Raw genomic sequence first — 21,775 nt, forward strand, 5'->3', positions numbered from 1 at the left:
GTCTTCCGCGACACCAGCCACCGCCACCGCAGTCCACCGCCCCCGCTGCATGCAATACGCGCACGATCCCCGCACCTTCCTGTATTCGCATTATGTCTACCGGGGGCTGCGCTCGGCCACGGGGGTGATCGGCGCGACGCTGATCGCGCTGCACTTCAGCGACCTGCCCACCGCCATGGTGGTGTCGATGGGCGCGCTGTGCACCAGCCTGATGGACCTGCCCAGCCCGCTGAACCACAAGTTCAACGAGATGCTGGCCAGCGTGCTGCTGTGCAGCGTGGTCACGCTGGTGGTGGCGCTGGCGACGCCGTTCCCGCGCGTGATGCCGTTCCTGCTGGTGCTGGTGACGTTCCTGGCCGGCATGATGACGGTGTACGGCAACAAGACGCTGCCGCTGCAGTTCGCCGCGCTGTTCGTGATGACGCTCACCATCAACGAAGACTTCCTGGTGCGGCGCGCGCTGGAGCATGCGGCGCTGTTCAGCATCGGCGCGGTGGCCTACCTGGGCTACGCGATGCTGGTGAGCTGGGTCACCGAGCGCCGCACCCGGCAGCAGGTGCTGGCCGAATCGCTGTACGAGCTGGCGGGCTATCTCGAAATCAAGGCCGGCTTCTACGACGCCGGCAATGACTTCGAGGCCCAGTTCAACCAGCTGGTGCGCCAGCAGATCGTGGTGGCCGAGCGCCAGCAGGCCGCGCGCGACCTGGTGCTGCGCGGCAACCGCACCCCGCACGACGGGCTGCTGGTGCAGGTGCACCTGCGCATGCTCGACCTGTACGAGTACATCCTGTCGACCAACACCGACTATCCGATGCTGCGCCAGACCTTCGCCGGCACGCCGGTGCTGGACCACCTGCGCGGGCTGGTGATGCAGATGTGCAAGGACGTGGAAGAGATCGCCTACGAGGTCACGCGCGGACGCGGCTCGTACGCCACGGTGGAATACCGCCAGGGCCTGCGCGCGGTCGAGGCCGAGATCGCGCAGCTGCGCCACCACCACATCAACCCGGCGGCGATGACGGCGCTGGTCGAAACGCTCGACATGATGCGCGGCGCGATCACGCTGATCGGCCAGCTGCACGAGGCCTCGCGCACCCCGGTGGAGCCGGCCAAGGTGCTGCCCGGCTCGGACATGACGCCGTTCCTGACGCGCCAGAAGTACGAGCTGAGCGTGCTGCGCGACAACCTGAAGTGGCGCTCGCCCGCGTTCCGCTTTGCGCTGCGGGTGTCGATGGCGGTGGCGCTGGGGCTGTGGATCGCCGAACGCCTGCCCTACGTGTCGCACAGCTACTGGATCCTGCTGACCATCATCGTGATCCTGAAGCCCAACTTCAGCATGACCAAGCAGCGCTACAACGACCGCGTCATCGGCACGCTGATCGGCTGCGTGGTGTCGGTCGCGATCCTGAAGGTGGTGCACCAGCCGCTGATCCTGCTGGGCGTGCTGTTCCTGTCGCTGGTGGCCAGCGCGGCGTTCGTCACCATCAAGTACCGCTACACCGCGATCGCCGCCTGCATCCAGGTGCTGATCCAGATCCACCTGCTGATGCCGGGGAGCCCCACCGTGGCGGGCGAGCGGCTGGTGGATACGGTCATCGGCGGCATCATCGCGTCGCTGTTCAGCTTCGTGCTGCCGAGCTGGGAGTACCGTGCCATCCCCAAGCTGGTGGAGAACGTGCTGCAGGCCAACCGCCGCTATATCGCGGCCACGCGCGACCTGCTGCTGCGCCGGGCCAAGGATGACTTTGCCTACCGCGTGCAGCGCAAGCAGTTTATGGACAACCTGTCGGCGCTGATCTCGTCGTTCCAGCGCATGCTCGACGAGCCCAAGAGCCGGCACCGCGCGGTGGACAACCTGAACCGCTTCATCGTGCAGAACTACCTGGTCGCCGCGCACGTGGCGGCGGCGCGCATCCAGGTGCGCCAGCATTACGACGAGCTCGATCTCCCGGCCGCCGAAGCCGCGATCGAACAAGCCACCGAGGCCGCCAGCCACAGCCTGCAGGTGGCCAGCGAACGGCTGCACGCCGACGAGCGCGGCGGCGGCCGCGGCGCCGGCTTTATCCGCGGCGCCAAGGCGCCGGTGGAACGCAAGGAAGCCGTGGCCGCGCAGGCGCAGACGCCGGTGGCGGTTGGCGCGCAAGCCGCGGTGCCAGCGCCCGAGCCGGTGGCCGAAGCAAGCGCCGAGCCGGCGGTGGAAACCGTCACGCCCGAAACGCCCGAAGCGGCCGAAGCCGCCGAAGCCGCGGAAGACGCCGCCGCGGAACGCCGCGCACGGCTGGCGGATTCCGCCGACAAGCGCCGCACCGACACGCTGGTGCAGGCCGCCGCGGCGGGAGAGTCGAGCGAACAGGCGGGGGCGACCTCCAGCTCGACCGGACGTCCCGCCAACGCGGTGCTGGAGCGCCGGCTGCGCGCGCTGCGCGAAGACGCGGCGAAGATTGCGCTGCGGACGGGGGCGATTGGCAGGGCGATGCGGGCGCGATCATAACGGCCGTACTGCGGTCCGCCTTGCGAGGGTTCGCTCCCCTCTCCCACGCCAGTGGGAGAGGGGCCAGGGGTGAGGGCGGGCGATACTACGAAGTGAGCGCCTTGCCTGCTGCAAGCTCCCGCCCTCACCCCCGCCCCTCTCCCGCAAGCGGGAGAGGGGAGAAAACCCGCGGCAGGCTCATGCTCCGTGCCCCGCCCCCCCCCCATCCTCCGGCAACGTCAACCTCCCGCTGTTGTAGCTGTACTCGAAGATCTCTCCATACCGCCCCCACCCGATCGCCACACTCAGCACGCGTTCGGCCTCCGCCGGCTTGAGGAACTGCTCCAGTTCCTCGAGCACCTGTTCCTCGCCGATCTCGCCGGATTCGCTCGCCACCAGCTCGCGCCGTACATGCGCGGCCAGCGCGACGTTGGCAAGCAGTTGCCGGCCGAAGATCGCCTTGCGCTGCTGCGGCCCGGCGGCGTAGTAGGCGCGGCCCGCGTCGGTGGCGGTGATGTCGCCGGCCTCGATCGACACCAGCTGCACCAGTTGCAGCGCTTCGCAGGCCGGCAGCAGTTCGTCGTCGGTCAGGCCGGCCTCGTCGGCCAGGTGGGGCAGGTCGGCGCGGCAGTGGAAGGGCGCCTCGCACAGCAGGTCGAGGATGGCCTCCATCTGGCTGATATCGGCGTCGGGCAGGCGGTAGCCGATCTCGCGCGCCGGCGCGGGCACGGGCGCTTCCGTTGGGGCCGTCATCAGCGCGTAGATTTCATCGACCAGTGCGCGCACCTGCGCGCTGTCGCGGTTGCGCGGGCGCGGCAGCGCCACCGGCACTTCGGCGCGGATGCGTCCGGGGTCGCTCGACAGGATCACGATGCGGTCGGCCATCATCACCGCTTCTTCGATATTGTGCGAAACGATCAGGATGCTCCTGATGTTGGCGCGCCCGCTTTCCCACAGCGCCAGCATCTCGTCGCGCAGGGTCTCGCCGGTCAGCACGTCCAGCGCCGAGAACGCTTCATCCATCAGCAGCAGGTCGGGCTCGGTCACCAGCGCGCGCGCAATGCCCACGCGCTGGCGCATGCCGCCCGACAGCTCGCGCGGCAGCGCGCTGTTGAAGCCGGCCAGGCCGATCATGTCGATCGCGGCCTCGGCGCGGCGCTCGCGCTCGGCCCGGGGCACGCCCTGCGCCTCCAGCCCCAGCTCCACGTTCTGCTGCACCGTCAGCCACGGGAACAGCGCGAACGATTGGAACACCATGGCGATGCCCTCGGCGGTGCCGGCCAGGCGCTGGCCGCGAAAACGCACCTCGCCGCGGTCGGCGCCGACCAGCCCGGCCATGATGCGCAGCAGCGTGGACTTGCCCGAGCCGGACTTGCCCAGCATGGCGACGATCTCGCCTTCGCGCAGGGTCAGGTCCACGCCCTCGAGCACGGCGCGGTCGCTCTGGCTGGCGGTGCGGAAGATCTTGCCGACGCCGCGCAGTTCGATCACCGCCGGCGCGGTGGAGCTTGCAATGTTCTCTGCCATCGTTGCCTTCAATGCCTTACAGGCGGGTGCGCTCCTGCGCAAGTTGGTACAGGCGGTTCCACAGCAGCCGGTTGAAGCCGACCACGAACAGCGCCATCACGCCGATGCCCAGCGCGATGCGCGGGAAGTCGCCGCGCGCGGTGGTCTCGGCGATATAGCTGCCGAGGCCGGTGGCGACGATGGTGCGGTCGCCCCAGGTCACGTATTCGGACACGATGCTGGCGTTCCACGAGCCGCCCGCGGCGGTGACCAGGCCGGTCAGCAGGCTGGGGAAGACCGCCGGAATCAGGAAGCGCTTCCACAGCAGCCAGCCGCGCAGGCCGAAGTTGCGCGCGGCCAGCTTCAGCTCGGTGGGGATGCCCGACGCCCCCGCGATCACGTTGAACAGGATGTACCACTGGGTGCCGAAGATCAGCAGCGGGCTCAGCCAGATCTCCGGATTCAGCCCGAAGCGCGCGATCAGCATCACCGCCAGCGGGAACATCAGGTTGGCCGGGAATGCCGCCAGGAACTGCGCGATCGGTTGCGCGATCCGCGCCAGGTCCGGGTTCAGGCCGATGCGGATGCCGATCGGCACCCACACCAGCGCCGCCAGCGCAATCAGCACGATCACGCGCACCATGGTCAGCGTGCCGAGCCAGAGCACATGGACGACTTCGGCCCAGCCTACCTCGCTGTGGACGAAATAGCCCACGCGCAGCAGTGCGGCCAGCGCGACCAGCACGATCGCGGCGTCGCGCGCACGGCCCAGCCAGCGCGCGCGGCGCGGATCGGCCGGCCGCGCCAGCGCCGGTGCGCGCGTGCGCGCGCCCCACGCCAGCGTGCGCGAGGCCAGCGCCGCCGCCTGCGCCAGCAGCGCGCCGACCCACGCCGAGCGGCGCAGCAGGTCCAGCAGCCACGACTGCGGCAGCTTGTCCTGCGCCAGGGTCTCGAAGCGGAAGCGGTCGGCCCAGGCCACCAGCGGGCGGAACAGCAGCTGGTCGTACAGCAGGATGCCGACCAGCATCGCCACGATGGCCCAGCCGATCGCGGCCAGGTCCTGCTGCTGGATCGCCAGCGCGATATAGGAGCCGATGCCGGGCAGCCGGATATCGTGGCCCGACACCGAGATCGCCTCGGACGCGACCACGAAGAACCAGCCGCCGGACATCGACATCATCATGTTCCACAGCAGTCCCGGCATGGCGTACGGCACTTCCAGCCGCCAGAAGCGCTGCCACGGCGACAGCCGGAACATGGCCGCGGCCTCGAGCAGATCGCCCGGGATGGTGCGGAACGACTGGTACAGGCTGAACGCCATGTTCCAGGCCTGCGAGGTGAAGATGGCAAAGATCGCCGCGCACTCCACGCCCGCCAGGTTGCCGGGAAAGAGCGCGATGAAGCCGGTCACGGTGATCGACAGGAAACCCAGCACCGGGATCGACTGCAGGATGTCCAGCGCGGGCACCAGCACCTTCTCGGCGGTGCGGCTCTTGGACGCCAGCGCGGCAAAGGCCAGCGAGAACAGCAGCGACGCCGCCAGCGCGGCCAGCATGCGGATGCTGGTGCGCATCAGGTAGTAGGGCAGGTAGGCCACGTCCAGGTGCACCGCCAGTGGCTGCTCGGGCCGGAACGGGACATTCATCTGCTGCGCCGCGAACGCGATCATCACGATCACGGCCAGGATGATCGGCAGCAGCGCCAGGTCGAAGCGGTTGGGCGGGGCGCGCAGCAGCTGGCTGTCAAAGCCAGGGGCGGGCTGGGCCGCGCTGCGGTCGGCGGGTGGCATCATGGGCGCTTCTCGGGCTGTGTCGAGCTTGGCGGGTGCAGGCTTGTGGCCTGACCCCTGGTTCGCGGCCCCGGCGGACAATGGCAAAGCCCGCGTGCCGCCGGCTTCATGCTGAGCGCCGGGCGGCGCGCATCCCCTGGTAACGCCCGGCATGGCGGTCTAGTTTACTTGGTGTCGATGACACAACGCGCACGCGTCGCGTGCGCTCGCGGGGAACCCACCATGAACAAGGCAACCTGGCGCCTGGTCGCCCATGGGCGCGTGCAGGGCGTGGGCTATCGCGCCGCTTGCGCCGACGCGGCGGACGAACTCGGCCTGGGCGGCTGGGTGCGCAACCGGGCCGACGGCACCGTCGAGGTGATGGCGCACGGCACGGTCAGGCAGCTGGAAGCGCTGCAGGCGTGGATGGAGCAGGGCCCGCCGGCGGCGCAAGTGACCTTTGTCGAGGTCGGGCGCGGCGAAGGCGAGTTTGCCGGCTTCGAGTTCCGGCCCACGGTCTAGCGGCCCGGTGCGCTAGGCGGCGGTCCAGTCGATCGCCGTGCGGCCGTGCGCCGCCAGCCAGCGGTTGGCTTCGCGGAAGTGGCCGCAGCCCAGGAAGCCCCGGTGCGCCGACAAGGGCGACGGGTGCGGCGCTTCCAGCACGCAGTGGCCGGCGCCCAGCAGCGGCTTCTTGGCCTGCGCATGGCTGCCCCACAGCATGAACACCAGGTTGGGCCGGCTGGCGGCGAGGTGCTGGATCACGCAATCGGTGACCGCTTCCCAGCCGCGCCGCGCATGGCTGGCGGCCTGGCCCTGCTCGACCGTCAGCACGGTATTGAGCAGCAGCACCCCCTGGCGGGCCCAGCCTTCCAGGTTGCCGGAGGTACGCGGCGGGCAATTGCCGTCGGTGCCGAATTCGGCGGCGATTTCCTTGAAGATGTTGCGCAGGCTCGGCGGCACCTTGACGCCTTCGGGCACCGAAAAGGCCAGTCCATGCGCCTGCGGCAGCTCGACGCCGCCGACCGTGCCGGTGCCGTGGTAGGGGTCCTGGCCCAGGATCACCACCTTGACCGCATCGGGCGGCGTCAGGTGCAGCGCGTGGAAGACATGGTGCGGGAACACCGGCTTGCCGGCGGCGCGCTCGCCGTCGACAAAGGCGGCCAGTTCGCGCCACGCCGGCACGGCGATGCAGGGTTCGAGCAAGGCGCGCCAGGCGGCGGGCAGGGCGTCGGCCTGGGCCTGCAGGCTGGCGGCGGGAGAGGGTTCGCCGGGGGCAGGGGGCGCTTCGGCGGCAAAAAGATCGGCTTGCATGCTGGAATGCGCGGCGACAAAACCGCGATTATGACGCCTTGCCTTCGGCGATCCCGGCCAGGCGGTAGCCCCGCGCAGCCTTGCTCAGGTCGGAGGGCGCCAGTGCCACCACGGCGGCAAGCCTTGCGGCGAAGGCGCGCAGCGCATCGGCGGCGTGCCCGGCATCGCCGTCGAGCCATTCCAGTTCGAGTTCCTGGATGCGTTCCTGCGCGGCGCTGGCCGGCGCGGTGATGGTGCCGGTATCGAGCGCGGCTTCGATGCGCGCGCCGTCCTGCGTGACGATCCAGCTGCGGCGCACGAAGTCGGTGCGGAACACCGGTGCCAGCTCGCCTACCAGGGGCGCGAGCACGGCTTGCGCTTCAGCGGGGAAGGTCTGCAGCTCGATGGCCTCACCAGCGATGGCGGTTTCCCATTCATGCCGCGTGGCCAGGCCGCCCTGGCTGCTGCCGGCGGTCTTCAGCGTCTGCAGCCACTGCGCGCCCTTGCGGCGCAGGCGCAGCGCGGCGCGCGCCTGCGCCAGGTCGCGCCCGGGCGTGTCGAGGTAGACATTGAGCAGCGCGGCTGCGCCTTGCGGCAGGCCGTTGGCGTCGAGCCAGGCGGCCAGCGGGGCGAGGGCGGCGTCGGGGACGGCGAGCTTGAGTTCGATTTCCTGGGGCATGGTGGGGCGAATCAGCGGTGGGCAATGGCGATGGCTTCCCCATCACCACCAACCGGTCCCCTCTCCCGCTTGCGGGAGAGGGTTAGGGTGAGGGCGGGCCGTTGCGGACCAATGCGCCATATCGCGAGCGACGCGCCTGCCCTCACCCCCGGCCCCTCTCCCGCGCGCGGGAGAGGGGAGCAAACAAGCGGCAGATTGAATCCGACGCGATTTACATCAGCCAAACAACCGCGCCAGCTCCACCCCCGGATCCTTCGCCCGCATGAACGCCTCGCCCACCAGGAACGCATGCACATTGGCATCGCGCATGCGTTTCACATCCGCCTGCCCCAGGATGCCCGATTCCGTCACCACCAGCTTGCCGGCCGGAATATGCGGCAGCAGGTCCAGCGTGTTGGCCAGCGAGACCTCGAAGGTGCGCAGGTTGCGGTTGTTCACGCCGAGCAGCGGCGTCTTCAGCCGCAGCGCGGCCTCGAGCTCATCGTCGCCGTGCACTTCCACCAGCACGTCCATGCCGAGTTCCAGCGCGCACGCTTCCAGCTCCGCCATCAGGCCATGGTCCAGCGCGGCGACGATCAGCAGGATGCAGTCTGCCCCCCAGCTGCGCGCTTCGTAGACCTGGTACAGGTCGACCATGAAGTCCTTGCGCAGCGCCGGCAGCGGGCAGGCGCCGCGGGCGCGCCTGAGGTAGTCGGCGTGGCCCTGGAAGAAGTGCTCGTCGGTCAGCACCGACAGGCAGGCGGCGCCGTGCGTGGCATAGCTTTCGGCGATGGCCTCGGGCACGAACTGCTCGCGCAGCACGCCCTTGGACGGCGACGCCTTCTTGATCTCGGCGATCACGCCGGCGTGGCCGGCGGCGATCTTGTCGCGCAGGGCGCGCTCGAAGCCGCGCGGCGCCAGGGCGGCCTCGCTGCGCAGGCTTTCGGCCTCGGCGCGCAGGCTGGGCAGGTCGCGCCGCTTGCGCGCGGCGGCGACTTCGTCGGCCTTGACGGCCAGGATTTTCTGCAGGATGTCGGACATAGCGGCGTCTCTTACTTGAACTGCTGCGTGGCCCGCACGAAGGTGTCGAGCTTCTGCCGGGCCGCGCCGCTGGCGATGGCTTCGCGCGCGCGGCGGATGCCGTCTTCGACCGAGTCCGCCACGTTGGCGGCGTACAGCGCGGTGCCCGCGTTCAGCGACACGATCTCGCGCGGCGTGCCCGGCGCGTTGGACAGCGCCTCGAGCAGCATGTCCTTCGACTCGGCGGCATCGGCCACCTTCAGGCCGCGGTTGGAGATCATCGACAGGCCGAAGTCTTCGGGGTGGATCTCGTACTCGCGCACTTCGCCGTCCTTCAGTTCGCCCACCAGCGTGGCGGCACCGAGCGAGACCTCGTCCATGCCGTCCTTGCCGTACACCACGATGGCGTGCTGCGCGCCGAGGCGCTGCATCACGCGCACCTGGATGCCGACCAGGTCGGGATGGAACACGCCCATCAGGATGTTGGGCGCGTCGGCCGGGTTGGTCAGCGGCCCCAGGATATTGAAGATGGTGCGCACGCCCATTTCCTTGCGGATCGGCGCGACGTTCTTCATCGCCGGGTGGTGCGTGGGCGCGAACATGAAGCCGATACCGGTCTCTTCGATGCACTGGCCGACCTGCTCGGGCGTCAGCATGATATTGACGCCGAGCGCTTCCAGCACGTCGGCGCTGCCGGACTTGGAGCTGACGCCGCGGTTGCCGTGCTTGGCGATCTTCGCGCCGGCGGCGGCGGCGACGAACATCGACGCGGTCGAGATATTGAAGGTGTGCGAGCCGTCGCCGCCGGTGCCGACGATATCGACGAAGTTGGCGCGATCCTTCACCGTCACCTTGTTGGCGAACTCGCGCATCACTTGCGCGGCGGCCGAGATTTCGCCGATGGTTTCCTTCTTGACGCGCAGCCCGGTCAGGATCGCCGCGGCCATCACCGGCGAGATCTGCGCCTGCATGATCTGCCGCATCAGGTGCAGCATTTCGTCATGGAAGATTTCGCGGTGTTCGATGCAGCGCGTCAGGGCTTCTTGCGGCGTGATCATGGCGTTCTCGTTGACAGTCTGGATGGCGTGATGGAGGCTGGCGGGCGCGGAATCGAGCAGTCTCATCGCGGCGCCTTGACGAAGTTGGCCAGCAGCGCATGGCCGTGCTCGGACAGGATCGACTCGGGATGGAACTGCACGCCTTCGATGGCGAGCGACTTGTGGCGCACGCCCATGATTTCGCCGTCCGGGGTCCAGGCGGTGATCTCCAGGCAATCGGGCAGGGTTTCGCGCTCGATCGCCAGCGAATGATAGCGCGTCACGTCGAAGTGCCGGGGCAGCCCGCTGAACACGCCTTGCTGCGTGGTCTCGATGGTGCTGACCTTGCCGTGCATCACCTGCTTGGCGCGGATCACCTTGCCGCCGAACGCTTCGCCGATGGCCTGGTGGCCCAGGCACACGCCCAGCATCGGGATCTTGCCGGCGAAGTGCTGCAGCGCCGCCACCGAGATGCCGGCCTCCTTCGGGCTGCACGGGCCGGGCGACACGCAGATATGGTCGGGCTTCAGTGCCTCGATTTCCTCGATGGTGATCTCGTCGTTGCGATAGGTGCGCACGTCCACGCCCAGTTCGCCGAAGTACTGGACCAGGTTGTAGGTGAACGAATCGTAGTTGTCGATCATCAGCAGCATGGCGTCTGTCTCCTGTTCTCTCAGATGTCGGAGTCCAGGCCATCCTGGACCTGCTCGGCGGCGCGGATCACGGCGCGCGCCTTGGCCTCGGTTTCCCTCCATTCGGCTTCGGGGTCCGAGTCGGCGACGATGCCGGCGGCGGCCTGCACGTAGAGGTTGCCGTCCTTGACGATGCCGGTGCGGATGGCGATGGCCAGGTCCATCTCGCCGCCGAACGACAGGTAGCCCACCGCGCCGCCATAGATGCCGCGCTTGCGCGGCTCGAGCTCGTCGATGATCTCCATCGCATGGACCTTGGGCGCGCCCGACAGCGTGCCGGCCGGGAAGGTCGCGCGCAGCACGTCGAGGTTGCTCATGCCCTCGCGCAGCGTGCCCTCGACCGAGCTGACGATATGCTGCACATGCGAGTATTTCTCGATCACCATCTTGTCGGTGACCTTGACTGATCCGGTCTCGGCGATGCGGCCGATGTCATTGCGCGCCAGGTCGATCAGCATCACGTGCTCGGCAATCTCCTTCGGGTCGTTGAGCAACTCGGTGGCCAGCTGCGCGTCCTTGTCCGGCGTATTGCCGCGCGGGCGCGTGCCGGCCAGCGGGCGGATGGTGACGATGTGTTCGGTGCGGGTCTCGCCGCCGTTTTCCCCATTGGTGCCGACCTTGCGTTGCTCCTGCCGCACCAGGATCTCCGGCGACGCGCCCACCACCTGGAAGTCGCCGAAGTTGTAGAAGTACATGTACGGCGACGGATTCAGCGAGCGCAGCGCGCGGTACAGCGACAGCGGCGCGTCGCGGTAGGGCTTGACCAGGCGCTGGCCGATCTGCACCTGCATCATGTCGCCGGCCATGATGTATTCCTTGGCCTTGTGCACCGCGGCCAGGTAGTCGGCCTTGGCGAACTCGCGGTAGACCTCGGTCTGCACCGACGGGCTGGTGACCGGCACGTCGACCGGCTGGCGCAGCTTCATGCGCAGCTCGCGCAGGCGCTGGCGCGCGCGCGAATAGGCCTCGGGCGTGGTCGGGTCGGCGTAGACGATCAGGTAGAGCTTGCCCGACAGGTTGTCGATTACCGCCAGCTCTTCGCACAGCAGCAGCTGGATGTCGGGCAGGTTCAGGTCGTCGGGCTTTTGCGTATTGGCCAGCTTCTTCTCGATATAGCGCACCGCGTCGTAGCCGAAGTAGCCGGCCAGGCCGCCGCAGAAGCGGGGCAGGCCGGGGCGCAGCGCCACCTTGAAGCGCTTTTCGAACGCGGCGATGAAGTCGAGCGGATTGCCTTCGTGGGTTTCCACCACCTTGCCGTCGGTCACCACCTCGGTGCGGTTGCCGTAGGCGCGCAGCAGCGTGCGGGCATGCAGGCCGATAAAGGAATAGCGCCCGAAGCGCTCGCCGCCGACCACGGATTCGAGCAGGAAGGTGTTGACCCCGCGGGTCTGCGACTGGGCCAGCTTCAGGTACAGCGACAGCGGCGTTTCCAGGTCGGCAAAGGCCTCGGCGATCAGCGGGATGCGGTTGTAGCCCTGGTCGGCCAGCGATTTGAATTCCAGTTCGGTCATGTCGGTCCTCTTGTTCGGCCCGCGCCGCGGGCGATGGCCTGGCGCGGTGCCGCTTGTCGGCAGAGTTGGCTGGAGCGTATGGGAATTCCGCCCCGGTTGCGGACCGTGATGCAGCCAGCTTGCGGACAAGGCTGCACACGGCCGGAATGAGGGCGTGCGGCGCGTTCTTGAGCTAAACGTAGCAGAGAAATCGGGCTACGCTGGCTCGGCGGGTTTGGGTGGTGATGCCCGGCATGGCTGGTCGCCTGGGCCGGTGGTGGCAACGCCTTCGGATCGAAGGCGTGTCAGCAGACTCGCGAACGCACTTTACGCCTGTTGGGAGGCGCGCCAGCGACGCCAGGGCCAGGCCTGCCGATCACTGCCAGAAGAGATGCGTTTGCGGTTGAGAAACATTGAAATTCAGGATTTGGTCGGGATCGACGGACTATCGATGACCGGCCCGGTGTGCGGCAAAAAGCGCTGCGGCATGGGCAATGGAGTCGACTATACCATCGGCGTCGACGCCTTGTACAGGGTTGCCATGGTTGTAGCCATAGGGCACCAGCAGCACCCCCATGCCGGCCGCGCGCGCTGCCTGCGCGTCGTTTTCGGAGTCGCCCAGCGCCGCCATCGCCGACGGCTCCAGGCCGAAGGCATCGGCCACCTTCAGCAGCGGGAACGGGTCGGGCTTGCGCAGCGGGAAGGCGTCGCCGCCATAGACCAGCTCGAAGTACTGGGCCAGGCCGGTCTTGGCCAGCAGCGGCTCGGTGAAGCTGTAAGGCTTGTTGGTCACGCAGGCCAGCCGCAGCCCGGCCGCCTTCATCGCCGCCAGGCCTTCGCGCACGCCCGGGTAGACCTGCGAGAACTGGCCGTTGATGCGGATGTACTCGCGGTCGTAAAGCGCGTAGGCATCGGCAAACAGGCCGTTGGCGTGCAGCGGCGAAAAGCGCGCGTCCAGCACGCGCCGGATCAGGTTTTCCGAGCCCTTGCCGACGTAGCTGACGATTTCCTGCTCGGACATCGGTGCCACCGGCCCGAGGTTGGGATGCTGGCGGCCCAGCGTCAGCAGCATGGCGTTGATCGAGGCGTGGAAATCGCCCGCGGTGTCGACCATGGTGCCGTCCAGGTCGACGATCACGCCTTCGATGCCGCGCCAGTCGGCGCGGCGCAGCACCACGCCCTCGGTCATTGGGCGGCCTTGGCCAGTTCGCCGCGCAGCGCCGAGATGATGCCGCGGTAGCCGCCGTCGGCATCGGGCTTGCCGAACACGGCCGAGCCCGCCACGAAGGTGTCGGCGCCGGCCCGGGCGATCTCAGCGATGTTGTCGACCTTCACGCCGCCGTCCACTTCCAGCAGGATGGTGCGGCCGGTGCGCGCGGTGTAGGCGTCGATGCGCTGGCGCACGGCGCGCAGCTTGTTCAGCGTCTCGGGGATGAACGACTGGCCGCCGAAGCCCGGGTTGACCGACATCAGCAGGATCACGTCGAGGCGGTCCATCACGTGGTCCAGGTGGTGCAGCGGCGTGGCCGGGTTGAACACCAGGCCAGCCTGGCAGCCGTTATCGCGGATCAGCGCGAGCGAGCGGTCGACGTGTTCGCTGGCCTCGGGGTGGAAGGTGATGATATTGGCGCCGGCCTTGGCAAAGTCCGGGATGATCCGGTCCACCGGGCGCACCATCAGATGCACGTCGATCGGCGCTGTCACGTGCGGGCGGATCGCCTCGCACACCAGCGGGCCCACGGTCAGGTTGGGCACGTAATGGTTGTCCATCACGTCGAAGTGGATCCAGTCGGCGCCGGCCTCGGTCACGCGGCGCACTTCCTCGCCCAGGCGGGCAAAGTCGGCGGAGAGGATGGAGGGGGCGATGCGGAAGCTGGGCTGGGTCATGATGGCGCGCGGTGAATGCGGGGAATGCTGTTATCGCCGCTGGCGGCGGGCCGCGCGGCGTTGAAAGACCGATATTCTACGCCCGCCGGGTGGGATCGCGCCCGGCCGGCGCCCGTCCCGTGCTCTTGCCCGTCCCGCGCCCATCCCGCACAATGCGGCTACCCATTTCCCCTGCCGGCCGGTCCCGCCGCCGGCCCTGCCCAAATGAGCGAGTACGCCTTCTCCGTGTCGGTGCGCACCCAGTACCTGCCGGACCAGTCCGACCCCGAGCGCGGGCGCCATGCCTTCGCCTACACCATCACCATCCACAATACCGGCGAGGTCGCGGCACAGCTGATCTCGCGCCACTGGATCATCACGGACAGCGACAACGGCACCCAGGAAGTCGCCGGGCTGGGGGTGGTCGGCCACCAGCCGCTGCTCAAGCCGGGCGAGCATTTCGAGTACACCAGCTGGGCCACGATCTCGACCCCGGTGGGCTCGATGAAGGGCGAATACTTCTGCGTGGCCGAGGACGGTCACCGCTTCGAGGTGCCGATCCCCGAATTCGCGCTGGTGCTGCCGCGCATGCTGCACTGAACCTGGGGGAACCTACGGGCGCGGTGCGCTGTCCTGATCCTGCGGCGGCGCTTGCGTGTCGCCCGGCGCCGGCTGGCGCGACGGGTGCTCCGACGGCGCGCGGGTGGGACGCGGATGCTTTTTCGCCGTGCCCATGGTCCAGACCACGATAAAGATCAGCAGGAACAGCGCCACGCCGGCTTCCAGGGCGAACAGCAGCATGGGATGGGCTTCGAAGAACTTGCTCATGGCAGATGCAGCGCGGCCCGCGGGGGCGCAGGCAGTGGTTGAGGGATGACGGTGGCATTGTAGGGGCATTCCAGCGCAATGCGCCCTGCAGGCTGCAGCTTCCAGGACTTTGAACAATAGCAAGATGGCATACGCGGACGCTTTCCCGACTCCCCAGGTTTCCCTGGCTTCTTCCTCGCCCTCGCTGCGCATGGGCCGCCTGCGCGGCTGGCTCGCGCTGGCCGGCGCGGCGGTACTGCTGGCCGGCTGCATGAGCGGCCCGCCGCCGCGCATCGAGACCACCCCGTCCGGCACCGCGCCGCCGACGGCGTCGTCGCAGAAGGGCCGGCTGCAGGCGGCCAGCTGGGCCGAGATCGGCGGCTGGGCCCAGGACGATGTGCGCGCCGCCTGGCCGGCGCTGCAGCAAAGCTGCCAGGCGCTGAAGAAGCGCGCGGAATGGAGCCGCGCCTGCGCCGCCGGCATGATGGTCAACGCCGGCGACATCAACGCGCTGCGCGCGTACTTCGAAAGCAACTTCCAGCCCTACCGCGTGGTCAACGGCGACGGCACCGACAGCGGCCTGATCACCGGCTACTACGAGCCCATCCTGCATGGCTCGCGCACGCGCCAGGGCAGGTTCCAGGTGCCGCTGTACCGCAAGCCGGCGCAGTTCGGCAACCGCGCGCTGCCGGCGCGCGCCGATCTGCTGCAGAACCCCGCCATGCGCGGCAACGAGCTGGTCTGGGTCGACGACGCGGTCGAGGCCGCCTTCCTGCAGATCCAGGGCTCGGGCCGCATCCGCATGGCGGACGGCAGCATGATGCGGGTGGGCTTCGGCGGCACCAACGAGCAGCCGTTCCGCTCGTTCGGCAAGTGGCTGCTGGACCGCGGCGAGATCACCCCGGCGCAGGCCACCATGCAGGGCATCAAGGCGTGGGCGCGTGCCAATCCCGGCCGCGTCGAGGAGATGCTGAACATCAACCCGCGCTTTGTCTTCTTCCGCGAGCTGCCGCCCAGCAACGACGGCCCGGTGGGCGCGCTGGGCGTGCCGCTGACCGCCGAGCGCTCGATCGCGGTCGACCCGGCCACGATCCCGCTGGGCGTGCCGGTGTTCCTGTCGACCACGCGTCCGCTGTCGACCGAGCCGATCCAGCGCCTGATGTTCGCGCAGGATACCGGCAGCGCCATCAAGGGCGGCGTGCGTGCGGACTTCTTCTGGGGCGCCGGCGATGCCGCCGGCGAGACCGCCGGACGGATGAAGCAGGGCGGCAGGATGTGGGTGCTGATGCCGCGCAGCTGAGCGTCGACAGAGCTAATACTGCGAAGGTTGTCTCCCTTCTCCCATTTGTTTGTGGGAGAGGGGAGCAAAACCCGCGATCTCAGCGCTTGCGCTGATCCACGATCCGCTTGGCCTTTCCCACTGACCGCTCGATCCCGCCCTCCGGCAGCACCTCGATCCCCGCGGTCACGCCGATATAAGACTTGATCTCGTGCGCCAGCCGCTCGCGCGCGGGGTGCGCCTGCGCCGTGTCGCTGCCATGCGCGCATTCGACCCGCACCGTCAGCGTATCGAGGTGGCCTTCCTTGGCCAGCACGCACTGGTAGTGCGGCGCCAGTTCGGCGTGCCTGAGGATCAGTTCCTCGATCTGCGACGGGAACACGTTGACGCCGCGCACGATCATCATGTCGTCGGTGCGGCCGGTGACTTTCTCCATGCGGCGAAATGCCGCGCGGGCCGTGCCCGGCAGCAGCCGGGTCAGGTCGCGCGTACGGTAGCGCACCACCGGCATGGCTTCCTTGGTCAGCGAGGTGAACACCAGTTCGCCGAACTCGCCATCCGGCAGCACCGCGCCGGTGTCGGGGTCGATGATCTCCGGGTAGAAATGGTCTTCCCAGATGGTGGGGCCGTCCTTGGTCTCGGCGCATTCGTTGGCCACCCCGGGCCCCATGACTTCCGACAGGCCATAAATATCGACCGCCGAAATGCCCATGCGCTTCTCGATCGCCAGCCGCATTTCCGGCGTCCACGGCTCGGCGCCGAAGATGCCCACGCGCAGCGAGGTGCTGGCCGGATCGATGCCCTGGCGCTCGAATTCGTCGGCGATCGCCAGCATGTAGCTGGGCGTGACCATGATCACTTCCGGCTTGAAGTCCTGGATCAGCTGCACCTGCCGCTCGGTCTGCCCGCCGCCGAACGGGATCGCGGTCAGGCCGGCCTTCTCGACCCCGTAGTGCGCGCCCAGTCCGCCGGTGAAGAGTCCGTAGCCGTAGCTGATGTGCACCTTGTCGCCGCGGCGCGCGCCCGAGGCCCGGATCGAGCGCGCCATCACCGTGGCCCAGTTGTCGATGTCCTGCAGCGTGTAGCCGACCACGGTCGGCTTGCCGGTGGTGCCCGAGGAGGCATGGATGCGCGCCACCCGGTCCTGCGGCACCGCGAACATGCCGAACGGGTAGTTGTCGCGCAGGTCCTGCTTGCTGGTGAACGGAAAGCGGGCCAGGTCGGCGAGCGATTGCAGCTGGTCCGGGTGCACGCCGGCCTCGTCGAACTTGCGCCGGTAGACCGGCGAATTGGCGTAGGCGTGGTGGAGCGACCATTTCAGCCGCTCCAGCTGCAACGCCTGCAGCTCGGTGCGGCTGGCGGTCTCGATCGGATCCAGGGGCAGATCGGTCAGGCGCGTGCTCATGGGGTCTCCTGCACGGGGGGGCGTTTGTCGTCAGTGTCTTGCCGGGGCTGCCTCAGGCGCCTTCGGTTACGTCAGGTGGCGGCACCACGTGTCCCTTGATCTGCGCGGACTTGCCGCGGAACATCGCCACCACCTGGCCCGCGGCATTGGTCACGCGGATATCGTAGATGCCGTGCCGGCCGGACAGGACCTGCTCGGCGGCTTCGGCGGTAAGCACGTCGCCGCCGTGCACCGGCCGCAGGAACTCGATGCTGCAGCCGGCCGCCACGGTGTTGATGTTATGGCTGTTGCAGGCAAAAGCGAAGGCCGAATCGGCCAGCGTAAACATCAGGCCGCCATGGCAGATGCCATGGCCGTTGAGGAATTCCTTGCGCACCGGCATGGTGAGCCGCGCATAGCCCGGCCGCACCGCCTCGACCGTGATGCCCAGCCAGCGGCTGCAGGTGTCGGCTTCATACATTGCCGCGGCGGCGGCTTCCGCGAGGGCCTGGGGGTCCTGTTTCAAGCTGGTCTCCTGTCAGGGAATGCGGGGCGGGCCCGCGGTCTACTTGCCGGTGAAGTGCGGGGCGCGCTTGGCGAGAAAGGCGTTGACCCCCTCGGCATAGTCGGCGGACTGGCCCAGTTCCCGCTGCAGGTCGCGTTCCAGGTCGAGCTGGGCGTCGAGCGTTGCGGTGGCGCTGGCGTACATGGCGCGCTTGATCGCGGCGAGCGCGCGCGTCGGCTGCCCGGCCAGGTGCGTGGCCAGCGCCAGCGCCTGTTCCGGCAGCAGCGGGTCGTCCATGGTCTGCCAGACCAGGCCCCAGTTTTCGGCCTCCTCGGCGCTCAGGCGCTCGCCGGTCATGGCCAGGCCCAGCGCGCGCGCCATGCCGATGCGCTGCGGCAGCAGCCAGGTGCCGCCCGAATCCGGCACCAGCCCGATCTTGACGAAGGCCTGGATAAAGCTGGCGGAGCGCGCCGCCAGCACCATGTCGCAGGCCAGCGCGAGGTTGGCGCCGGCACCGGCGGCGGTGCCGTTGACCGCCGCTACCACCGGCAGCGGCAGCGCCTGCAAGCGGCGGATCAGCGGGTTGAACCAGGTATCGATCAGCTCGCCCAGGTCGGTCATGTGCCCCGGCGTGAAATCCAGGTCGGCCAGATCCTGGCCGGCGCAGAAGCCGCGGCCCGCGCCCGTCAGCAGCAGGGCGCGGGCGCCGCCGGCCTCGACCTGGTCGAGCGCCTGCTGCAGCGCCTGGTGCATGGCGCGGGTGAAGCTGTTGAGCTTGTCGGGACGATTGAGCGTGATGACCGCGACCTGACCCTGCCATGCCAGCAGGATGGGGCCGCTCTCGATGCTGACCGGCTGGCCAGCGGGCGTGGACGTCGGGGGCATTGTTGTCTCCTGCCGAATGGAATCGAGGACTCCAGCACTTGCGGTCGGTACGTCTATGCGGGCTGAGGCGGGCCTCTAAAATAAACCGACCAGTCGGTCGGACAATGTTAGCACCAATTTTTACCCGCTGGCGAGGCGAGATTGGCGCGAATGCCGGCCACTGCGCAATGCCGGCCGATGGCGCCGCTCTATAATCGCGCTGCCAACAACAATCTGAAACCCCGCCGGCCTGCGCAAGCGAATCCCGGCGCGCTCTCCCATTCGCATTGGAACTCCTATGAAGAAGCTCGCTGCATTGCTCCTGATCTCGTCCGTCGCGCTGTTCGCCGCGTGCGGCAAGAAAGAATCCGCCCCCGCGCCCGCCGCCGGCACGGATACGGCCACCAAGATCATCGTGGGCCTGGACGACAATTTCCCGCCGATGGGTTTCCGCGATGCCAACAACGAGCTGGTTGGCTTCGATATCGACATGGCCAAGGAGGCCAGCCGCCGGCTCGGCATGACGGTCGAGTTCAAGCCGATCGACTGGAGCGCCAAGGAGGCGGAGCTGAACGGCAAGCGCGTCGATGTGCTGTGGAACGGGCTGACCATTACCGAAGAGCGCAAGAAGAACATCAGCTTTACCGCGCCCTACATGACCAACCACCAGATCGTCATCGTCGGCGCCCAGTCGCCGGTGAAGGCCAAGGCTGACCTGGCTGGCCGCACCGTCGGCGCGCAGGACGGCAGCAGCGCGGTGGATGCCATCAAGAAGGAAAGCCAGATTGCCGCGAGCCTGAAGGAACTGAAGACCTTCGGCGATAACGTGACGGCGCTGATGGACCTGTCGGCAGGCCGCCTCGACGCGATCGTGGTCGATGAAGTGGTGGGCCGCTACCTGATCAGCAAGCGTGCCGGCGAATACCGCGTGCTGGAGGAAAACTTCGGCACCGAGGATTACGGCGTCGGCGTGCGCAAGGATGACGCCGAACTGCTCGGCAAGCTCGACCAGACCCTGGCGTCGATGAAGCAGGACGGCACCGCGGCGCGCATCGCCACCCAGTGGTTCGGCACCGACCTCACCAAGTAATCCAGATCCGGCGTGACGCCCCGCGGTTGAGACGGGGGCACGCCACCCCGACCCGTTCGCCGGGCTTTCCGGGGAATTACCTCCTTCTGTACGCGCGAGCATGGATTACGTCCTATCTCTTCTGCTGCCGCTGGCGCAGGGTGCCAAAGTCACGCTGACGCTATTCGCCATCACGCTCGCCCTGTCGGTGCCGCTCGGGCTTGCGCTGGCACTGGCACGCATTTCGTCCTGGCCGCTGCTGAGCGGCCTGGTCAACGGCTATATCTGGCTGATGCGCGGCACGCCGCTGATGCTGCAGATGCTGTTTATCTATTTCGCGCTGCCGTTCGTGCCGGTCATCGGCGTGCGGCTGCCTGATTTTCCCGCGGCAGTGGTGGCCTTCGCGCTCAACTACGCCGCGTACTTCGCGGAAATCTTCCGCGCCGGAATCAAGTCCGTCGACCGCGGCCAGTACGAGGCCAGCAAGGCGCTGGGCATGACCTACTTCCAGACCATGCGCCGCGTCGTGCTGCCGCAGATGGTCAGCCGCGTGCTGCCGCCGGTCAGCAATGAAACCATTACGCTGATCAAGGACACCTCGCTGATCTACGTGCTGGCGCTCAACGACATCCTGCGCACCGCGCGCGGCATCGTGCAGCGCGATTTCACCACCACGCCTTTCCTCGTCGCCGCGCTGTTCTACCTCGTGATGACGCTGATTCTGACCTGGTTTTTCCAGAATCTCGAAAAACGCTATGCCAAACATGATGACTGACCCGAACGGCGTCCCTTCCCACGATGCGGCCGGCGTCATGATCGCGGCGCGGGACATCTTCAAGTCGTTCGGCCCGCTGCAGGTCTTGCGCGGCGTTTCGCTGACCTTGCGCAAGGGCGATGTCACCGCGGTGATCGGCCCGTCGGGCTCGGGCAAGAGTACCTTGCTGCGCTGCCTGAACCATCTCGAGGTGATCGACCGCGGCACCCTTCACATCGAGGGCGAGACGCTCGCCGCCGCCGGCCCCGACGGAGCGGCCCGTTATGTGGCGGACGCCGAAGTACGCCGCATCTGCCGCAAGATGGGCATGGTGTTCCAGTCGTTCAACCTGTTTCCGCACATGACGGTGCTGCAGAACATCATCGAGGCGCCGGTGACTGTCAAGGGACTGCGGCGCGATGCGGTGATTCCGAAGGCCGAGGAACTGCTGCGCAAGGTCGGCCTGCTGGCCAAGCGCGACAGCTACCCGGCGCGGCTGTCCGGCGGCCAGAAGCAGCGCGTGGCGATCGCGCGCGCGCTGGCGATGGAACCCGACATCATGCTGTTCGACGAGCCCACGTCCGCGCTGGATCCGGAACTGACCGGCGAGGTGCTGCGCACCATGCGGCAACTGGCGGAGGAGCATATGACCATGCTCGTCGTCACTCACGAAATGGGGTTTGCGCGGGAAGTGGCGAACCACGTCGTGTTCATGGACGAGGGCCGGATTCTGGAGGAAGGCCCGCCCGGCGAAGTGTTCGGGGCACCCGCCCACGCGCGCACCCGCGAATTCCTGGCGCACATGCTCTAGCTGGCGCCGCCACGCCGCAACCGATGGCAGAATAGCCCGCAGCCGGTGGCGACATGCCATCCGCCTGACCACACATAGATAGGAGAAGACATGCCGTACGAAAACATCCTGGTCGAGACCCGCGGCCGCGTTGGCCTGGTCACGCTGAACCGCCCCAAGGCCCTGAATGCGCTCAATGATGCGCTGATGGATGAACTGGGCACCGCGCTGACCGCCTTCGACCAGGATGACGGTATCGGCGCCATCGTCATCACCGGCAGCGAGCGCGCCTTTGCCGCCGGCGCCGACATCGGCATGATGGCCAAGTATTCCTTCATGGATGTCTACAAGGGCGACTACATCACCCGCAACTGGGAAACCATCCGCAAGATCCGTAAGCCGGTGATCGCGGGCGTGGCCGGTTATGCGCTGGGTGGCGGCTGCGAGCTGGCGATGATGTGCGACATCATCATCGCGGCGGACTCGGCCAAATTCGGCCAGCCCGAGGTCAAGCTCGGCACCATGC

At 68.0% G+C, this 21,775-nt stretch carries 22 protein-coding genes (1 of these 22 only partly in view); 8 read left to right on the plus strand and 14 right to left on the minus strand.

What is annotated here, in order from left to right; translation table 11 throughout:
• Positions 1-49: 49 nt before the first annotated feature.
• Positions 50-2,491, plus strand: a complete 2,442-nt coding sequence (locus tag LIN44_RS03235; protein WP_227313486.1) for an FUSC family protein — start codon at positions 50-52, stop codon at positions 2,489-2,491.
• Between the two features lie 177 nt (positions 2,492-2,668).
• On the opposite strand, the gene LIN44_RS03240 is transcribed toward LIN44_RS03235, so the two are convergent.
• Complete coding sequence (locus LIN44_RS03240; protein ID WP_227313487.1) at positions 2,669-3,997, minus strand: nitrate/sulfonate/bicarbonate ABC transporter ATP-binding protein; 1,329 nt, start codon at positions 3,995-3,997, stop codon at positions 2,669-2,671.
• Positions 3,998-4,013: 16 nt separating this feature from the next.
• Positions 4,014-5,768, minus strand: a complete 1,755-nt coding sequence (locus LIN44_RS03245; protein WP_227313488.1) for an ABC transporter permease subunit — start codon at positions 5,766-5,768, stop codon at positions 4,014-4,016.
• A gap of 219 nt (positions 5,769-5,987) precedes the next feature.
• On the opposite strand from LIN44_RS03245, the gene LIN44_RS03250 reads away from it, so the two are divergent.
• A complete protein-coding gene (locus LIN44_RS03250) occupies positions 5,988-6,266 on the plus strand; it encodes an acylphosphatase (protein WP_227313489.1) in 279 nt (92 codons plus the stop codon).
• Positions 6,267-6,278: 12 nt separating this feature from the next.
• Here the strand turns inward: LIN44_RS03250 and LIN44_RS03255 are convergent, their stop codons facing one another.
• The 8 genes from LIN44_RS03255 to rpe form a co-directional block, all read right to left on the minus strand.
• Positions 6,279-7,055 (minus strand): uracil-DNA glycosylase, encoded by a 777-nt coding sequence (locus LIN44_RS03255; protein ID WP_227313490.1) that lies wholly within the window; start codon positions 7,053-7,055, stop codon positions 6,279-6,281.
• A 28-nt stretch (positions 7,056-7,083) separates the two neighbouring features.
• Positions 7,084-7,713, minus strand: a complete 630-nt coding sequence (locus LIN44_RS03260; protein ID WP_227313491.1) for a CYTH domain-containing protein — start codon at positions 7,711-7,713, stop codon at positions 7,084-7,086.
• Positions 7,714-7,929: 216 nt separating this feature from the next.
• On the minus strand, positions 7,930-8,733 hold the full coding sequence (gene trpC / locus LIN44_RS03265) for an indole-3-glycerol phosphate synthase TrpC (protein ID WP_227313492.1): 804 nt from the start codon (positions 8,731-8,733) through the stop codon (positions 7,930-7,932).
• Between the two features lie 11 nt (positions 8,734-8,744).
• A complete protein-coding gene (gene trpD / locus LIN44_RS03270; protein WP_227314330.1) occupies positions 8,745-9,770 on the minus strand; it encodes an anthranilate phosphoribosyltransferase in 1,026 nt (341 codons plus the stop codon).
• 62 nt (positions 9,771-9,832) lie between these two features.
• Entirely contained in the window at positions 9,833-10,402 is a 570-nt protein-coding gene (locus LIN44_RS03275) for an aminodeoxychorismate/anthranilate synthase component II (RefSeq protein WP_227313493.1), read from the minus strand.
• A gap of 20 nt (positions 10,403-10,422) precedes the next feature.
• Positions 10,423-11,952 carry an anthranilate synthase component I gene (gene trpE, locus LIN44_RS03280; protein ID WP_227313494.1) on the minus strand — a complete coding sequence of 510 codons (1,530 nt, stop codon included), beginning with the start codon at positions 11,950-11,952 and terminating at the stop codon, positions 10,423-10,425.
• A gap of 424 nt (positions 11,953-12,376) precedes the next feature.
• Positions 12,377-13,120, minus strand: a complete 744-nt coding sequence (gene gph, locus LIN44_RS03285; protein WP_227313495.1) for a phosphoglycolate phosphatase — start codon at positions 13,118-13,120, stop codon at positions 12,377-12,379.
• The gene (gene rpe, locus LIN44_RS03290; RefSeq protein ID WP_227313496.1) at positions 13,117-13,818 is read right to left on the minus strand and encodes a ribulose-phosphate 3-epimerase; all 702 of its coding nucleotides are present in this window, start codon (positions 13,816-13,818) and stop codon (positions 13,117-13,119) included. The genes gph and rpe overlap by 4 nt, the downstream gene beginning before the upstream one ends.
• A gap of 204 nt (positions 13,819-14,022) precedes the next feature.
• On the opposite strand from rpe, the gene apaG reads away from it, so the two are divergent.
• A complete protein-coding gene (apaG, locus tag LIN44_RS03295) occupies positions 14,023-14,397 on the plus strand; it encodes a Co2+/Mg2+ efflux protein ApaG (RefSeq protein ID WP_012353991.1) in 375 nt (124 codons plus the stop codon).
• 12 nt (positions 14,398-14,409) lie between these two features.
• On the opposite strand, the gene LIN44_RS03300 is transcribed toward apaG, so the two are convergent.
• Positions 14,410-14,625 carry a hypothetical protein gene (locus LIN44_RS03300; RefSeq protein WP_116357503.1) on the minus strand — a complete coding sequence of 72 codons (216 nt, stop codon included), beginning with the start codon at positions 14,623-14,625 and terminating at the stop codon, positions 14,410-14,412.
• 124 nt (positions 14,626-14,749) lie between these two features.
• Here LIN44_RS03300 and LIN44_RS03305 point away from each other — a divergent pair, with 124 nt between their 5' ends.
• On the plus strand, positions 14,750-15,904 hold the full coding sequence (locus tag LIN44_RS03305; RefSeq protein ID WP_227313497.1) for a murein transglycosylase A: 1,155 nt from the start codon (positions 14,750-14,752) through the stop codon (positions 15,902-15,904).
• Positions 15,905-15,983: 79 nt separating this feature from the next.
• Here LIN44_RS03305 and paaK read toward each other — a convergent pair whose 3' ends face one another.
• The 3 genes from paaK to paaG are packed head-to-tail and all read right to left on the minus strand — an operon-like array spanning position 15,984 to position 18,657.
• Entirely contained in the window at positions 15,984-17,288 is a 1,305-nt protein-coding gene (paaK, locus tag LIN44_RS03310) for a phenylacetate--CoA ligase PaaK (protein ID WP_227313498.1), read from the minus strand.
• Between the two features lie 52 nt (positions 17,289-17,340).
• The gene (gene paaI, locus LIN44_RS03315; RefSeq protein WP_227313499.1) at positions 17,341-17,793 is read right to left on the minus strand and encodes a hydroxyphenylacetyl-CoA thioesterase PaaI; all 453 of its coding nucleotides are present in this window, start codon (positions 17,791-17,793) and stop codon (positions 17,341-17,343) included.
• A 39-nt stretch (positions 17,794-17,832) separates the two neighbouring features.
• Positions 17,833-18,657: a 2-(1,2-epoxy-1,2-dihydrophenyl)acetyl-CoA isomerase PaaG gene (gene paaG / locus LIN44_RS03320; RefSeq protein ID WP_227313500.1), complete on the minus strand. Its 825-nt coding sequence runs from the start codon at positions 18,655-18,657 to the stop codon at positions 17,833-17,835.
• Positions 18,658-18,934: 277 nt separating this feature from the next.
• Here paaG and LIN44_RS03325 point away from each other — a divergent pair, with 277 nt between their 5' ends.
• The 4 genes from LIN44_RS03325 to LIN44_RS03340 form a co-directional block, all read left to right on the plus strand.
• Positions 18,935-19,726 (plus strand): amino acid ABC transporter substrate-binding protein, encoded by a 792-nt coding sequence (locus LIN44_RS03325; RefSeq protein WP_227313501.1) that lies wholly within the window; start codon positions 18,935-18,937, stop codon positions 19,724-19,726.
• 100 nt (positions 19,727-19,826) lie between these two features.
• Complete coding sequence (locus LIN44_RS03330; protein WP_012353984.1) at positions 19,827-20,480, plus strand: amino acid ABC transporter permease; 654 nt, start codon at positions 19,827-19,829, stop codon at positions 20,478-20,480.
• Between the two features lie 37 nt (positions 20,481-20,517).
• Entirely contained in the window at positions 20,518-21,270 is a 753-nt protein-coding gene (locus LIN44_RS03335; protein WP_062801838.1) for an amino acid ABC transporter ATP-binding protein, read from the plus strand.
• 90 nt (positions 21,271-21,360) lie between these two features.
• Positions 21,361-21,775, plus strand: the 5' portion of a protein-coding gene (locus LIN44_RS03340) for an enoyl-CoA hydratase (RefSeq protein ID WP_227313502.1). It continues 362 nt past the right edge of the window; the window shows 415 of its 777 coding nt (coding positions 1-415); it begins with the start codon at positions 21,361-21,363; its stop codon lies beyond the right edge, outside the window.

This window comes from Cupriavidus sp. MP-37 (genome assembly GCF_020618415.1).
Taxonomy (GTDB): Bacteria; Pseudomonadota; Gammaproteobacteria; order Burkholderiales; family Burkholderiaceae; genus Cupriavidus.

Coding starts and splice junctions, on each gene's coding strand:
- paaK (WP_227313498.1), bottom strand. CDS start 17,288: ATGAGCACGCGCCTGACCGATCTGCCCCTGGATCCGATCGAGACCGCC.
- LIN44_RS03330 (WP_012353984.1), top strand. CDS start 19,827: ATGGATTACGTCCTATCTCTTCTGCTGCCGCTGGCGCAGGGTGCCAAA.
- LIN44_RS03335 (WP_062801838.1), top strand. CDS start 20,518: ATGATCGCGGCGCGGGACATCTTCAAGTCGTTCGGCCCGCTGCAGGTC.
- LIN44_RS03255 (WP_227313490.1), bottom strand. CDS start 7,055: ATGCAAGCCGATCTTTTTGCCGCCGAAGCGCCCCCTGCCCCCGGCGAA.
- LIN44_RS03235 (WP_227313486.1), top strand. CDS start 50: ATGCAATACGCGCACGATCCCCGCACCTTCCTGTATTCGCATTATGTC.
- LIN44_RS03275 (WP_227313493.1), bottom strand. CDS start 10,402: ATGCTGCTGATGATCGACAACTACGATTCGTTCACCTACAACCTGGTC.
- paaG (WP_227313500.1), bottom strand. CDS start 18,657: ATGCCCCCGACGTCCACGCCCGCTGGCCAGCCGGTCAGCATCGAGAGC.
- trpE (WP_227313494.1), bottom strand. CDS start 11,952: ATGACCGAACTGGAATTCAAATCGCTGGCCGACCAGGGCTACAACCGC.
- trpC (WP_227313492.1), bottom strand. CDS start 8,733: ATGTCCGACATCCTGCAGAAAATCCTGGCCGTCAAGGCCGACGAAGTC.
- LIN44_RS03260 (WP_227313491.1), bottom strand. CDS start 7,713: ATGCCCCAGGAAATCGAACTCAAGCTCGCCGTCCCCGACGCCGCCCTC.
- gph (WP_227313495.1), bottom strand. CDS start 13,120: ATGACCGAGGGCGTGGTGCTGCGCCGCGCCGACTGGCGCGGCATCGAA.
- LIN44_RS03240 (WP_227313487.1), bottom strand. CDS start 3,997: ATGGCAGAGAACATTGCAAGCTCCACCGCGCCGGCGGTGATCGAACTG.
- LIN44_RS03250 (WP_227313489.1), top strand. CDS start 5,988: ATGAACAAGGCAACCTGGCGCCTGGTCGCCCATGGGCGCGTGCAGGGC.
- LIN44_RS03300 (WP_116357503.1), bottom strand. CDS start 14,625: ATGAGCAAGTTCTTCGAAGCCCATCCCATGCTGCTGTTCGCCCTGGAA.
- LIN44_RS03325 (WP_227313501.1), top strand. CDS start 18,935: ATGAAGAAGCTCGCTGCATTGCTCCTGATCTCGTCCGTCGCGCTGTTC.
- trpD (WP_227314330.1), bottom strand. CDS start 9,770: ATGATCACGCCGCAAGAAGCCCTGACGCGCTGCATCGAACACCGCGAA.
- LIN44_RS03305 (WP_227313497.1), top strand. CDS start 14,750: ATGGCATACGCGGACGCTTTCCCGACTCCCCAGGTTTCCCTGGCTTCT.
- LIN44_RS03245 (WP_227313488.1), bottom strand. CDS start 5,768: ATGATGCCACCCGCCGACCGCAGCGCGGCCCAGCCCGCCCCTGGCTTT.
- rpe (WP_227313496.1), bottom strand. CDS start 13,818: ATGACCCAGCCCAGCTTCCGCATCGCCCCCTCCATCCTCTCCGCCGAC.
- apaG (WP_012353991.1), top strand. CDS start 14,023: ATGAGCGAGTACGCCTTCTCCGTGTCGGTGCGCACCCAGTACCTGCCG.